The 13,850-nt window shown below is 69.2% G+C and carries 10 protein-coding genes; 8 read left to right on the forward strand and 2 right to left on the reverse strand.

Features of this window, described 5'->3' with window-relative positions; translation table 11 throughout:
* Nucleotides 1-64 precede the first annotated feature (64 nt).
* The 5 genes from I8N68_RS27615 (at nucleotide 65) to I8N68_RS27635 (ending at nucleotide 8,137) form a co-directional block, all read left to right on the forward strand.
* Nucleotides 65-532, forward strand: coding sequence for a tyrosine-type recombinase/integrase (locus tag I8N68_RS27615; protein ID WP_200215432.1), 468 nt, complete (start codon nucleotides 65-67; stop codon nucleotides 530-532).
* The gene (locus I8N68_RS34060) at nucleotides 529-1,395 is read left to right on the forward strand and encodes a carboxypeptidase regulatory-like domain-containing protein (RefSeq protein WP_200215433.1); all 867 of its coding nucleotides are present in this window, start codon (nucleotides 529-531) and stop codon (nucleotides 1,393-1,395) included. The genes I8N68_RS27615 and I8N68_RS34060 overlap by 4 nt, the downstream gene beginning before the upstream one ends.
* 435 nt (nucleotides 1,396-1,830) lie before the next feature.
* Nucleotides 1,831-2,181 carry a hypothetical protein gene (locus tag I8N68_RS34350; protein ID WP_200215434.1) on the forward strand — a complete coding sequence of 117 codons (351 nt, stop codon included), beginning with the start codon at nucleotides 1,831-1,833 and terminating at the stop codon, nucleotides 2,179-2,181.
* Nucleotides 2,182-2,270: 89 nt separating this feature from the next.
* Entirely contained in the window at nucleotides 2,271-3,401 is a 1,131-nt protein-coding gene (locus tag I8N68_RS27630; protein ID WP_200215435.1) for a HupE/UreJ family protein, read from the forward strand.
* Between the two features lie 35 nt (nucleotides 3,402-3,436).
* Nucleotides 3,437-8,137: an outer membrane protein assembly factor BamB family protein gene (locus I8N68_RS27635; RefSeq protein WP_200215436.1), complete on the forward strand. Its 4,701-nt coding sequence runs from the start codon at nucleotides 3,437-3,439 to the stop codon at nucleotides 8,135-8,137.
* 212 nt (nucleotides 8,138-8,349) lie between these two features.
* On the opposite strand, the gene I8N68_RS27640 is transcribed toward I8N68_RS27635, so the two are convergent.
* Nucleotides 8,350-9,903 carry an MFS transporter gene (locus I8N68_RS27640; protein WP_200215437.1) on the reverse strand — a complete coding sequence of 518 codons (1,554 nt, stop codon included), beginning with the start codon at nucleotides 9,901-9,903 and terminating at the stop codon, nucleotides 8,350-8,352.
* A 58-nt stretch (nucleotides 9,904-9,961) separates the two neighbouring features.
* On the opposite strand from I8N68_RS27640, the gene I8N68_RS27645 reads away from it, so the two are divergent.
* The gene (locus I8N68_RS27645; RefSeq protein ID WP_200215438.1) at nucleotides 9,962-10,492 is read left to right on the forward strand and encodes a winged helix-turn-helix transcriptional regulator; all 531 of its coding nucleotides are present in this window, start codon (nucleotides 9,962-9,964) and stop codon (nucleotides 10,490-10,492) included.
* Nucleotides 10,493-11,041 (forward strand): DUF6891 domain-containing protein, encoded by a 549-nt coding sequence (locus I8N68_RS34355; protein WP_372433864.1) that lies wholly within the window; start codon nucleotides 10,493-10,495, stop codon nucleotides 11,039-11,041. It abuts the gene before it with no gap.
* Nucleotides 11,042-11,074: 33 nt separating this feature from the next.
* Here the strand turns inward: I8N68_RS34355 and I8N68_RS27650 are convergent, their stop codons facing one another.
* The gene (locus tag I8N68_RS27650) at nucleotides 11,075-11,683 is read right to left on the reverse strand and encodes a DJ-1/PfpI family protein (RefSeq protein ID WP_234040717.1); all 609 of its coding nucleotides are present in this window, start codon (nucleotides 11,681-11,683) and stop codon (nucleotides 11,075-11,077) included.
* Between the two features lie 269 nt (nucleotides 11,684-11,952).
* Between I8N68_RS27650 and I8N68_RS27655 the strand changes: the two genes are divergently transcribed.
* Nucleotides 11,953-13,791, forward strand: a complete 1,839-nt coding sequence (locus I8N68_RS27655; protein ID WP_200215439.1) for a glycoside hydrolase family 15 protein — start codon at nucleotides 11,953-11,955, stop codon at nucleotides 13,789-13,791.
* The last annotated feature ends 59 nt before the right edge of the window (nucleotides 13,792-13,850 follow it).

The raw sequence follows: 13,850 nt of genomic DNA on the forward strand, positions 1-13,850 counted from the left end.
TAGGTGTTACGGACGGCGGGCCCGGGACGACGGCCAGGCCGCCTGTTCGCGTGGAGGACAGCGAATGGCGACCATCGAGAAGAGGCCATACCAGAGCGGCAAGGAGATCCGCTGGCGGGTGAAGTGGCGGACTGGCGGCAGTGGCCCGTGGGACGGCCGGCAGTTCGAGCGGAACAGCGACGCGAAACGCTTCAAGGCGCTCGTGGAGGCCAACGGGCAAACGACGCCGCCGCCAGAGCAACTGATCGAGCACGGATTCGGCCACTTGGTGCCCGCCGGCGTGGCCGCCCCGGCGCCGGAGCCCGCTGAGCAGGTGCTGACGTTCCGCGAGTACGCCGAGGAGTGGCTGGGCCAGCTGGTGAAGCCGCACCCGGAGACGGTGCGCAAGTACCGGGAGCGGCTGGAGAAGCACGTCTTCCCGCGGCTGGGCGACCGGCCGATCGCCGAGATCACCCGGCGGAAGATGCGCGAGTGGCAGCAGGGCCTGCGCGACGGCGGGCTGTCGGCGAAGACGACTATCCCGAGCCGGTGAGCTGGGAGGCGTGTGGCGCGATCTCCGGCGCGCTTTACTGCGCCGGCGGCGAGTCCACCTCCGGCGGCGCGACGCGCCACACGTACGTCTACGACCCGCATGCCGACTCGTGGTCGCGGGCGGCCGATCTGCCGATCGACCTGTGGGGGTCCGGATACACCACGGCTGCGGGCCGGTTGCTGGTCTCCGGTGGTGTCACGGAGCAGAACTCGGTGATCACCAACCAGGGTTTCGGCTTCGACCCGGTCAGCGATACCTGGACGCCCATCCCGAACTCGAACAACACGCTCTACCGCAGTGGTAGCGCGTGCGGGTTCTACAAGATCGGTGGTAACACGGGTGGCGAGGACGCCCAGAACCTGGGCAGCTCCGAGGTGTTGCCGGGCATGGTCGACTGCGGCGAGACGAGCCACGTGAGCTGGCTCGCGGTGAACCCGACGACGCTCACGCTCGCACCGGGTGCCAGCGCCAGGGTCACCGTGACCGTTGACGCGAATGTTCCGGACATCACGCAGCCCGGGACGTACACGGCGGCTGCCGTGATCGGGACGGATACGCCCTACGGGGTGCCGACCGTCCCCGTGTCGATGACGGTGAACCCGCCGAAGACCTGGGGAAAGATCACCGGCACGGTCGCCGGGCCGTCGGGCCCGATGCCTGGCGCAACGGTCCAAATCAACACGTCGACCGCGCACTACACGTTCAGGACCGATGCGAGCGGCCATTACCAACTGTGGCTTGACGTCCGCAACAGCCCGTTGCAGGTGATCTGCGCGAACAACGGCTATCAGCCACAGACGGCGACTGTAAAGATCAAAAAGGGAGAGCCGACGACGCTGAACTCCGACTTGCAGAAGGTCTAGTACCGGCCGACCGAGAAGGCCCGGGTGGTGTCACCGCCCGGGCCCTTTCTCGCGCCGCCCCATCGCGCCCCATTCAGACCCGGACCCACCGGTAGGGAAAGCAACGGCGCGTCGCGTGATGACCGGATGCCGCAGGAAGTTCTGACGAAGGGCAGAGGGGCCGATCCGTCCCCTGACTCTCAGCGGGCAGCGGCACCAGCAATCGGCTGATGCGGTCAGATGGGCGCGAGTTGTAGTTCGCCATGAACGACGATCATGGATTCGTAGCCGGCGTCTCCCCTCCGACACGAACCCCCCAGCTGCGGGCGCTGATCACCGACTCCGAGGGCTCGTCGGTCAAGGGCGGCGGCCGGGCAGGGGCGTGCCTATCCGGTGATCAGTTTGTGTAGGTCTCGAGCAAGGCCGACCTGGCGCGGAAATCGGCAAGGCACGCCCGTGCTGACTGTCGTTGCCGAGGACGGCAGCGAGCGCGACGGCGTCTCGCTGCTCGATCAGATCGTCCACCAGGGATCGCGGCGGATGCTGGCCGCCGCGCTGAAGGCCGAGGTCGACGCGCATCTGGCCGACCTGGCGCACGAGCTTGACGATCGGCCAGTTGCTGTTGAGCCGTGCCTCCGACGTCGACGATGTCAGCTCAACTCGTGCGGGTGCGCCCTGGGCGTCGGGATCGCCGCCGGGCTCACCCGGCTTTCATACGCGGGCCTCGTAGCCGGGCCCAAACCCGGCTTTCGACGCCCCGAACCCGGCTTTCGGCCGGTGGGTGACCGGCTGCGGAAGGTTCGGTGAATTGGGCCGTCTCGGGTTGCCGGGTGTGGAGCGAGCACTGCAGGGTTCGGGGAACCATCGCCGTTCCCCCACGACGGAAGTGCTTGCCCGTGCGTCTGCTGGCGTTCCTCGCCGCCCTTGTTGCCGTGTTCCTCGTCGCCGGTCCGGCGCAGGCGCACGTCCGCGCGACCTCGGTCGCGGTCGACCTGCGCAGCCAGGGCGACGGCGTCGCGGCTGTCGTCGACGTGGAGTACGACGTCCTAGCCCGGCTGCTGCGTCTCGACGGTGCCCCGAGCCCGGACGCGGTCGGCGTGGACGGCGTGGCCGCCGAAGTGCCGACCGAGGTGCGGCGCAGTTCGCTGGACGCGCACGCGAGCGACGTGGCGGCGTACGTCGGCGGGCGGCTGCGGCTGAGCCGCGGCTCGATCGGGTGCACCGCTGAGGACGACGCTCGCGCCGAACTCGCCGACTCCGGCGCGGTGCGGGTTGCGCTCGCCTACGACTGCCCGGCGTCCGGCGCACTCACCGTCCGCAGCGACATCTTCCGCGCCTCCGACGGCGTCGTCGACGACACCACCACGATGGTGGCCTACGACATCGACGGCCGCCGCGGTTCGGCGTTGCTCGACACCGCCCGCACCAGCGTCACGGTGGGGCAGACCGACCTGCTCAGCGAGATCCCGCGGTTCGTCCGGCTCGGGGCGGAGCACCTGCTCTTCGGGCTCGACCACGTGCTGTTCCTGCTGGCGCTGCTGCTGGGCGCGAAGCGGCTGCGCGACGTCGTCGAGGTCGCCACGGCCTTCACGGTCGCACACTCGGTGACCCTGGTGCTGGCCGCGATCGGCTGGGTCAGCGTGCCCGGGTGGATCGTCGAGCCGCTCATCGCGCTGTCGATCGCGTTCGTCGCGCTCGACAACCTGCTCTCGTCGAGGACGAGCCACCGGCTGCCCGTGGTCTTCGGCTTCGGGCTGCTGCACGGGCTCGGCTTCGCGGGCGCGCTCAGCGTCGACGGGCCGCTGTCAGCTTCGACGCTGGCCGACCTGGTCTCCTTCAACGTCGGCATCGAACTCGCCCAGTTGACGATCATCGCGCTCGCCTTCCCGGCGCTGCTGTTCCTGCGCAGGGCCGAGACCACGCCGGTCGCCGCTCGCGCCCTCACGCTCGGCACCGTCGCGGCGACCGTCGCCGTCGCCGGTGCCGGTCTGGTCTGGTTCGTCGAACGCTCCCCGCTCCTGACCTGACACCCACCTCCCGCCCCTCACCCCGAAGGATCCCGATGTCCGCGTTTACCTGGACACGCGCACGCCTGCGCGTCGTCCTGTACGCCACCACGCTGGGGCTCGCCGCCAGCGTGGTGGCGGGCCCGCTCACGTCGTACGCGGCGGCCGCCATCGACCCGCCGGAGGCCACCGTCAGCGGCGTCGTGTACGTCGACGCCAACGGCGACGGCCAGCGCAACCCCGACGAGGTCGGGCTGGCCGGCGTGCGCGTCTCCGACGGCAAGGTCGCCACCACGACCGCCGCCGACGGCTCCTACTCGCTGACGATCTCCATCGACCGTCGCAAGACGGACATCGTGTGGGTCGGCCAGCCGCGGGGCTACCGGTTCGGCCTGGACCAGTACAAGGAGCCGAGGTTCTGGGCCAACCTCGGCCAGCTCGCCGACGACGCCACGCCGACCGCGGACTTCGCGCTCGTCCGTGACGACCTCTCCGACGGCGACACCTTCTCCTGGGCCAACATCGCCGACCCGCACGTCAACGCACAGCTGCCCGACCAGATCCGCGAGATCAACTCCACGGGCACCGATCTGCGCTTCATCGCGGTCAGCGGCGACCTCACCAACGACGCCAGCCAGGGGCAGTTCGACACGTATCGTCGCGGCACCCAGCAGTCGGCCGTCGGCGTGTGGCCGGCCGTCGGCAACCACGAGTACGCGAGCGGGTCGGCGTACGCGGACAAGATCGAAAACTATCGCAAGAACGTCGGTCCGGAGTGGTACTCGTTCAACTACGGCAACCGGCACTTCGTGGTGCTCGAGAACAACGGGTCGGCGCCGTTCGACGAGGAGCTGGACTGGCTCAAGGACGACCTCGCCGCGAACGTTCCGCTCGACGACGACCCGACCAACGACATCGAGGTCGTCGTCCTCACCCACCAGCCGATGAACGTCCCCTTCGGCTCGCCGTCGACGTACGACGCCTTCGGTGATGTGCTCGAGCACTACAAGGCGCAGCTGATCCTGGTCGGCCACGAGCACTCCAACCACGTCGAGAACCACTCGGCGTTCGCCTCGACCGCCAAGCACATCCAGACCGTGTCGAGCTCCTACACGATCGACAACGCGCCCCGCGGCTTCCGCTACATCCACATGGCCGGTCCGGGCTTCGACAATCCGTTCCGCATGTACGGCGAGGACGAACACCTCACCATCGTCAGCCCCGCGCCGGGCTCGAAGGTGCCGGCCGCGAAGTTCCCGGGCATCCAGATCAACGCCTACGACACCGGCGACGAGGTCGTCTCGGCGCGCTACCGGATCGCCGGCGACAAGAACTGGATGCCGCTGCACCACAGCGGCGAGTTCACCTGGCAGAGCAACCTGCCCGACATCCTGCAGACGGTCGGTGAGCACAGCATCGACGTGAAGGTGGTGGACGCGGCGGGCAAGACCTGGACCAAGTCGGCGGACTTCACCCTCACCGACGAGCCGGCGCTCGAGCCGGTCGCCGGCGGCGACTGGGACCAGCACCACAGCAACGAGGCCCACTCCGGGGTCGCGCCGCCGCAGGAGGCCGGCCGCCGCCTGGCCTGGAGCTTCCGCACCAACGGCACCTTCCTCACCGGGTCGCCGGTCATCCACAACGGTGTCGTCTACGCGGGTACCCGCGACGAAAACGGCGACGGCAACAGCCGGATCCACGCCGTCCAGCTCAAGAACGGCAAGGAGCTGTGGAACTTCGAGGTGCCGCAATCGATCCACGGCAGCCTCGCCTACGGCGACGGCCTGATCTTCGCGCCGACCCTCGGCTCGGAGCTCTACGCCGTGGACGCGGTGACCGGCAACCTGCGCTGGAAGGCCGTGCCCGAGCAAGCGCCGGCCCCGAACAACCAGCGCACCTACGGCTACTACTCGCCGGCCGTCTCCGGCCACACCGTGCTCTGGCCGTACCAGACTCGCTTCGGCATTGGCAGCCAGGGCGTCCTCAAAGCACTCGACACCCGCACCGGCGCGCAGATCTGGGCCTCCCCGATGTCCGGCGCGACCATGAGCGACGGCACGCCCGCCGTCATGGACGGCACCGTGTACGTCGGCAACGAGACCGCCGACCGCGTGCTCGCCTACGACCTGGCCACCGGCGCACGGAGGTGGACCGGAGCCGAGTCGCTCGGCAGCTGGCAGGACGGCGTACCGACCGCGGCCGAGGGCAAGGTCTTCATCGGCGCCAACAACGGCATCACCGCCCGTGACGCCAAGACCGGCGCGACGCTGTGGACCTACCGGAGCTCGCGCTCCTCGCTCGTCTCGAGCGGCTCGACCCCGAGCGCCGCGGCCGTCAAGGACGGCGTCGTCTACATGGGCTTCCCGAGCGGCGCCGTCGTCGCCCTCGACGCCCAGACCGGCAACGTCTTCTGGGAGCGAGGGCTACCCGGCGACATCTACCACGGTGGCGTCATGTCCAGCCCGGTCGTGGCCGGCGACACGCTCTTCGTCGGCGCCAACAACGGCAAGTTCTACGCGCTGGCCACCGACACCGGCCAGATCCTGTGGAGCCACGAGATCGGCACCTGGGTGGGTGCCGGCCCGGCCGTCAGCGGCAACACCGTCGTGACGGGTGCCTGGGACGGCAACCTCTACGCCTTCGTGCCGGGCGGCGAGTCCGCGCAGCGCTGGGCGACCGTGACCGGCACGCTCAGCGACCCGGAGACGGGCGCTCCGATCGCCGGCGCGAAGGTCACCGCCGTCGCCGTCGGTCAGGACACTGCGGTGACCAGCACCGACGCCCAGGGCCACTACCGCATCGGCCTGCCGGCATCGACCTGGAACGTCACGGCGGCAAAGCGCGGCCTGATCGCCGACGACCGCTCGGCGGCCAGCGTCACGGTCGGCGCCACCGGCAACGCGACGGCCGACCTCAAGCTGATCAAGGTGACCCACCCGGTCGCCGGCAAGTCGACGTACGCGCCGGACTACGGCAACGGCAGCACCCGGACGGACGTCGTCACGGGCAAGGAGTACTACTACCTGGCCAACGACAAGATCCGGGCGTCCGTGACGCCGTACGCCGCCGGCAACAACGGCATCGGCGGTCTGGGCCAGGGCGCGCTGTCGGACCTCATGCTCAACGACGCCAACGGCGCCGAGACCCTCGACTGGGGCGAGATGCTGCTGCGTCCGAGCCTCACGCCGCCCGACTCCTGGGACCGGCCGAACGACCAGCTCGACCTGCCCGACCTCGCGGTCGACGGCGCTGCCGTGCTCGGCAACGGTCAGTACCGGGCGAACCCGGCCATCAAGGCGCAGGTCCGCTACGAGACCCTGCCCGACGCTCCGATCGTGAAGATGACGGTCAAGCTGACCAACACCGGCACGACCGGCTACCAGGGCTACTTCAACTACATGATCGACCCCGACAGCTCGGTCGACAACGGCCGGATCCCCGGGTTCAACGGCATCAACCCGGGTCTGAAGACCTCGGGCTGGACCGGGAACTACGTCTACGTCGGTGCTGACGCGGCCACCACGAACGGCCAGGCCGCCCACGGTCTCGCGTGGGCACTGGACACGCCGGCCGCGGTCGGTGCGTACGGCTACGTCGAGGGCCTTTACTACGACGCCACGATGGCGCCCGGTGCGACCAAGCAGTTCAGCTTCTACCACCTGACCGACTACGCGACCGCCGGTGGCGACCCCACCCGCAACATCGCGAGCTGGGCCGACGAGATCGACCTGCACGACGCGGCCGTCCCGGACGCCGCTCGCGCGGCCGGCACGATCACCGCGGGCGGCGCCGCCGTCTCCGGTGCCCGGGTCGCCCTCGAGAAGGCCGGCACGGTGGTCGCGACCACGAGCACCGACGCCCAGGGCAAGTACCTCGTCAAGGCCCCGGCCGGTCAGTACGACGTCCGGGTGTCCCTGCGGGGCTATCGGACGGCCTCCGGGACGGTCACCGTGCCAGCGGTGGGCAGCGGCGTCGCCGAGGTGGCGCTGAGTCCGGTCACGGTCGAGGCGAGCTACGGCAAGCAGATCGGCTCGGGTCTGGTCGAGGCGGGCTACGGCGACGTCATGCTCGAGAACGACAAGCTCTCGATGGCGATCGCCGACTCCTACAACGACTCGCAGCTCTCCGGTGGCACCCGCGGCAAGCCGGTCGACATCGCCGTTCAGGGCATGGCCGACCAGTTCGACTGGATGAACCTGCCCTACGTCTCGGCGACCCAGCCGACCGGCGGTAGCGCGTGGGACATCCGATCGGTCGCGGCGACCGACGTCCAGATCGTGCAGGCGACCGGCGACAAGGCCGTCGTCCGGGTCTCCGGTCCGGTCAAGGGCTTCACGGGTCTGACGGCGACGACGACGTACACGCTGAAGCCGGGCGACAACTTCGCCACGGTCTCGACGGAACTGAGCAACTCCGGCTCGGCTCCGCTCAGCGTGTGGACCGGTGACGCGATGGACCACGACGCGGCCGGCCAGGCCAGTGTCATCCCGGGCACCGGCATCGTGGCGCCGGGCGCGACGGCGGCGTACGCCCCGACCAAGCCGTACATCGGCATGACCGGGACCGACCCGCAGGTCTTCGGTCTCGTCTACGGCACGCCGGCCAGCGCCTTCGACGTCTACGCGGCGGGCAACTGGGTGATGAGTAGGTTCAACGTCGACGTGCCGGCGGGTGGCTCGTACACCCTCACCCGCAAGCTCGTCGTCACCCCGGGCACCGACGCGGTGGGCATCCTCGACGGCGTCCCCGCGCCGTAACGCACACACACTCACCACACGGGGCCGGCCCGGATTCCCACCGGGCCGGCCCCGTGTGGTGAGCCGCCAGACCAATGCGGCGGGTCACGTCAGGTGCGACCGCATCACCGGGCCAGTGTGGCGTGAATCGCCTCGATCGGCGGCAGAGGGGCGTCCCAGCCTGAGCTGGGACGCTTCTCTCGATCGTCGGTGACGACGGGGCGATCGGTGGATCAGGAAGTCGTCGCGGGGCGCCGGACGAACAGCACCGTCGGGATCACCATGACGAGCAGGACGACGCCGCCGACGAGCCAGCCGAGGTGAAGGGCGTCGGTGAAGGCCCGCGGCGCGGCCAGGGAGAGCGTGTGTGTCAGCGGTGCCGGGAGCTGACCCACGCTGCCGCCGTGGGTGGCTCTCGCGACGACCGCTTCGGCCGTGTCGGACGGCACTCCGGCCGTCGCGAGCTGCTCGTGCAGGTACTTCGGGAAGCGGGTCGTCGCGAGGGTGCCGAGGATGCTCGGGCCGAGCACGCTGCCCAGCTGGCGGAACATGTTGACCGAGCCGGCGGCCATGCCGGCCTGCAGCGGCGGCACGCTGTTGACGGCGGCGGCGGTCGCCGGCGCCACCAGCAGCGCCGAGCCGACGCCGGCGGCGAACAGCCCGGGCCACATCGCCCCGTACCCGCTGAACGGGCCGACCATCAGCAGCGCGAGGGCCCCGGCGCCCATGAGGACGAGCCCCGCGGCGAGCACGGGGGCGATGCCGACCCGGCGGGCCAGGCGTCCGGCGAGTGCGCTGACGACGATGTAGGGGACGAACATGGGGAGCAGCTTCACTCCGGTCTCCAGGGCGCTCGCGTGGGCGATCCGTTCCAGGTAGAGGACGGTGAGCAGCGAGATGCCGACGAAGCCGAACATGGTGACGGCGCCGATGGTCATCACGGTCGCGAACGAGGCGCTCTTGAACAGCCGCAGGTCCAGCATGGGGTCGTGGTGGCGGAGTTCGAGCCGGACGAAGGCCACCAGCGAGACGGCGAAGACCACGTAAGCCACGATGATCGGGGGCCGGCCGTAGCCGCTGGCGCCGCCCTGGATGATGGCGTAGGTCGCCGACGCGGTCGCGATGGTGCCCAGCAGCACGCCGGCGGGATCGAGTCGCCGGGTCGGGTGCTTGCTCTCTGCCACGAACAGCGGGGCGAGCACGAGAGCGAGCACCCCGAGGGCGAGGTTGGTGAGGTAGACCGCGTGCCAGGAGGCCTGGTCCAGGAGCGCGCCTGCCACCAGCGGCCCGATCGCCAGGCCGAGGCCGGCGCAGCTGGCCCAGACGCTGATGGCGCCGGCCCGCTCGTGGTGGTCGGTGAAGGCGTGACTCACGATCGACAGGCTCGACGGCAACACGGCCGCGGCGCCGACGCCCATCACGGCCTGGGCCGCGATGAGCAGACCCGCGTTCGGCGCGGCGAAGGCGAGCGCGCTGCCGAGCGTGAAGAGAGCGACGCCGTAGCAGAAGACCCGCCGCCGCCCGAGCAGGTCGCTCAGCGTGCCGGCGGCGAGGACCAGGCTCACCACGGCGAGGCTGAAAGCACTGCTCACCCAGACCAGCGTGCTGGCGGACATGTGCAGGTCATCCTGGATCGGCGGCAGCGCCGAGATGGTCGACGACACGTTGACGAAGGTCATCATCACGCCCAGGCAGACGACGAAGAGGGCGAACCATCGTCGCCGTGCCGCGGTCGTGGGCGCCGGGCGGGGCCCTGCGGCGGTGCTAAGCTGGCTAGTGGAAACCATAGCCAGGACGGTAGCACCCCTGGCTATGCAAACGCCTAGCCAGATGGGTGTGGTAGCCATGACACAGCCAGCCGGGCCGGCCGGGCCCGACACCGACGCCGTCATCACCTTGACCGGTCGCTTCGCCGATCGCGACGCGTGGCAGGCGGAGGGCTGGTGCCGCCTCGAGCACGCGCTGGAGCTGATCGGCACCCGGTCGGCGATGATCCTGATGCGCGAGATCTACTACGGCGGCCGACGCTTCGACGAACTGGCCCGGCATACCGGCCTGACCGAGGCGGTGGCCGCCAAGCGGCTCAAACAACTGGTCGCCGACGGTCTGCTGCAGCGACGGCCTTACCAGGACCCGGGCAAGCGGACCAGGTACGAGTACGTCCTTACCGAACTGGGCCGAGAGCTCTTCCCGGTGCTCGTGGCCCTGATCCAGTGGGGGGAGCGGCTCGGCCGGGAGGGCGGCGTCGAACTCGTGCACGTCGGCTGCGGGAGTCCGCTCGGCGTCGTGGTGAAGTGTGCGAAGGGGCACGAGGTGGCGCTACCCGACACGGCCGCCCGGCTGGGGACAAACGGAAACGGCACCGACCTCCCATAAGTGGACCGGCGCACCTCTTCGCCAAGGGAGAACATCAGATGCTGTGGCACCTGCGCCGCCGTTGTGATCCACGATGAGCGGGATGACTCCCGGCACTGGCACGGGTATCTCTGGTACCAGCAGCAGGACACGGAGTGGCTGCTCGCGAGCGAGGACGGCGAGGTCTACCTCGGCTACGGCGCCTATCCGCCGGCGGATTTCCACGAGGTCGCCTATGCGCCCCTGCCAGACGTCGAACAGCAGACCCGCTATCAGGCCTACCTAGAACGGCTACTGGACGAGATCGCCTTTCCGGTGCTCCGCAAGTGTCTTGGGACCCGCCAGCGACGTCCGGGACCCGTCCCACCATCCTCCGCAGGGCCTCGCCGCCTACCCCGGACTGCTCGTTGTCTGCGCGCTCCCTCACCCCATAGGCATATCAACGGTACGGCCCGCGTGTCCCGGACTTCGAACTTGGGTCAACCCAGCCTTCGAGGGCACGGCGGACAGGCTCGCGCCTACACAGACAATGCCCGTCCTCAATGCGACAACTCAGGAGTCGACCCATGACCGCAGGGGCCGCGAAAGGATGATCGCGGGGCGTCAGCGCAGCGTAACCTCGCCCGCGTGGACGGCGCGCATGGCGCGCTCGACAGTCTCCTGATTTTCGCCCACCGGAGCCACATAGTCGATGACGTCGCGCGCGGCGTCCTCCCCGAGCATTCGGGTGATCACCCACGTGGCGAGATACTGGGACGCCAGGCAACCCCCCGCCGTAGCGATGTTCCCTTCGGCGTGGAACGGCGCGTCCAGCACGGTGACGTCGCAGGCTTCGACAAAAGGTCGGCTCTTGATGTCCGTGCAGGCGGGCATGCCATCCAGCAACCCGAGCCGGGCGAGCACCAGCGCGCCGGAGCACTGCGCACCGATCAACTGTCGTGACGGGTCGAGCGGCAACCTGGAGAGCATTCGATCGTCGGCGACCACTTCTCGCGCCTTCACCCCGCTACCGATCAGCACGACGTCGGCTTCGGTCACGAACTCCATCGGGCGCTGCCCGGTCACCTCGACGCCGTTCATCGACGAGACCACCGGCGTCGGCGTCGTGATGAAGGCCTCCAAGCCGTCCTTACGGCACCGGTTGATCAGCGCGGAACCGATGAAGCTGTCGAGCTCGTTGAACCCGTCGAAGGTGACCACGGCTACCTGCATCACAACTCCCCTGAGTACGGCATCAGGTCCCCACTCTCCCTGGCGCGCCGCTCCGGGCCGAGAGCCAATCAGCGGCTGGCGGCATGCCTACCAGCGCGATGCCCGGCCGAAAGAACGCTGCCCCTGCGCCGTTACGACCAGCCCTTGGCGTCGCCAGGCGACGCCGAGGAACAGGTGAGTTATGAGCCCTTGAGAGCTATGAGGCAAAATTAGCGTTTCGCCCTTTTAGGGGTAGTCTAGTGATACTGAGATGAGCGGGGGAGCTCTGTGTGGATTCGTACCCTGCTGTGGAGGCCCACGGCTTGATTGGTGATCTGCAGACGGCGGCGCTGGTGGCGATGGACGGAACGCTGGACTGGTTCTGTGCCCCTCGGTTCGACTCGCCGAGCCTGTTCGGCGGGCTGCTCGACCGGCGCAAGGGTGGGCACTGCACGGTATCCCCGGAGGGCGTCGAATACGTAAGCAAGCAGCTGTACCTGCCCGGCACGCCGATCCTGATCACCAGATTCCTCAGCGCGAACGGCGTGGGTGAACTCGTGGATTTCATGCCGGTCGCGGGGGACCAGGCCACTGACCGTCACCGCCTGGTGCGGATGCTGCGGGTGGTCCGAGGCACGATGCGGTTCCGGGTCGCCTGTGAGCCCCGCTTCAACTATGGACGGGATCCGCACGAGCTCTACGTGTACCCCGAGGGACAGGTGTTCCGCAGCCCCGGGCTCTCCCTCTCCGTGAGCATCGTTCGATACCCCGGAACCACACCCTCCCAGCAGGACCTGCGGCGTAGCGAGGAGGGCGGCTTGTGGTCGATCACCACGCTGCGCGAGGGCGAGGCGGGGGCTGTGGTCCTGGAAACAGGAGTGTCGCCCGACCGGCCGCGCTCCTACACGTCGGGCGAGGTGCAGGAGCTGCTGGAGCAGACCCGCGACTTCTGGCGACGTTGGCTGAGCCGTTCCCGCTACCGGGGCCGCTGGCGGGAGATGGTCGAGCGGTCCGCGATGACGCTCAAGCTCATGACATACGCGCCGACTGGCGCGCTCATCGCCGCCCCCACCGCCGGGCTGCCCGAGCAGATCGGCGGCCAACGCAACTGGGACTACCGCTACACCTGGATCCGCGACGCGTCAATCTCCCTGCACACCCTGCTCACGCTGGGCTTCACCGACGAAGCGTGGCGGTACATGCACTGGGTCGACGACCGGGTCCGGGAGGCCAGGGACCGGGAGGTGCCGCTGCAGATCATGTACCGCGTCGACGGCTCACCCGATCTCTTCGAGGAGGTGCTCGACCACTTCGAAGGTTACCGCGGATCAGCGCCCGTGCGGGTCGGCAATGGCGCCGCGAACCAGCTGCAACTCGACATCTACGGCGAGGTACTCAACGGCCTCCACGAGGCCGACAGCCATGATCTGCAGCCCTCTCACCAGTTGTGGCTGAACACCGTGCGACTGGTGGACTGGGTCTGCGAGCACTGGGACCAGCCCGAAGACGGGATCTGGGAAACCCGTGGCGGCCGCCAGGACTTCACCTACGGGCGGCTGATGTCGTGGGTCGCCCTCGACCGGGCTGTCCGCCTCGCGCACCGACGCGGACGACCGGCCGACACCGACCGGTGGGTACGTAACCGAAACCTGATCTACCACCAGATCATGGCCCGTGGCTTCCACCCCGGACGCGGCGCCTTCGTCCAGCACTACGCGACCGACGTCCTGGACGCGTCGCTGCTCGCCATGCCCGGCGTCGGATTAATCTCGTCGATGGATCCGATGTGGCAGTCGACGCTGCGGGCGATGGACGCGGAGCTCGTGTCCGACAGCCTGGTCTACCGGTATGACCCGGGCGCCTCGCCCGACGGCCTTCCCGGCCAGGAGAGCACCTTCACCATGTGCAGCTTCTGGTACGTCCGGGCCCTCGCCGAGTCCGGACGGCTCGACGACGCCACGCTGACCTTCGAGAAGATGCTCACCTACAGCAACCCACTCGGCCTCTACTCCGAGGAAATCGCACCCACCGGCGAGCAGACCGGCAACTTCCCGCAGGCGTTCAGCCACCTCTCCCTGATCGGCACGGCCGTGCACCTCGACCGCCTGCTCGACGCCCGACCCTGGTAAGTCGCGCGATGGCGTCGAACAGGCTCTACCAGTGCCTGAACAGGGTCGCGGTACGCGCT

The sequence above is a fragment of the Micromonospora coerulea genome, from assembly GCF_016598485.1.
Lineage (GTDB): Bacteria > Actinomycetota > Actinomycetes > Mycobacteriales > Micromonosporaceae > Micromonospora > Micromonospora coerulea.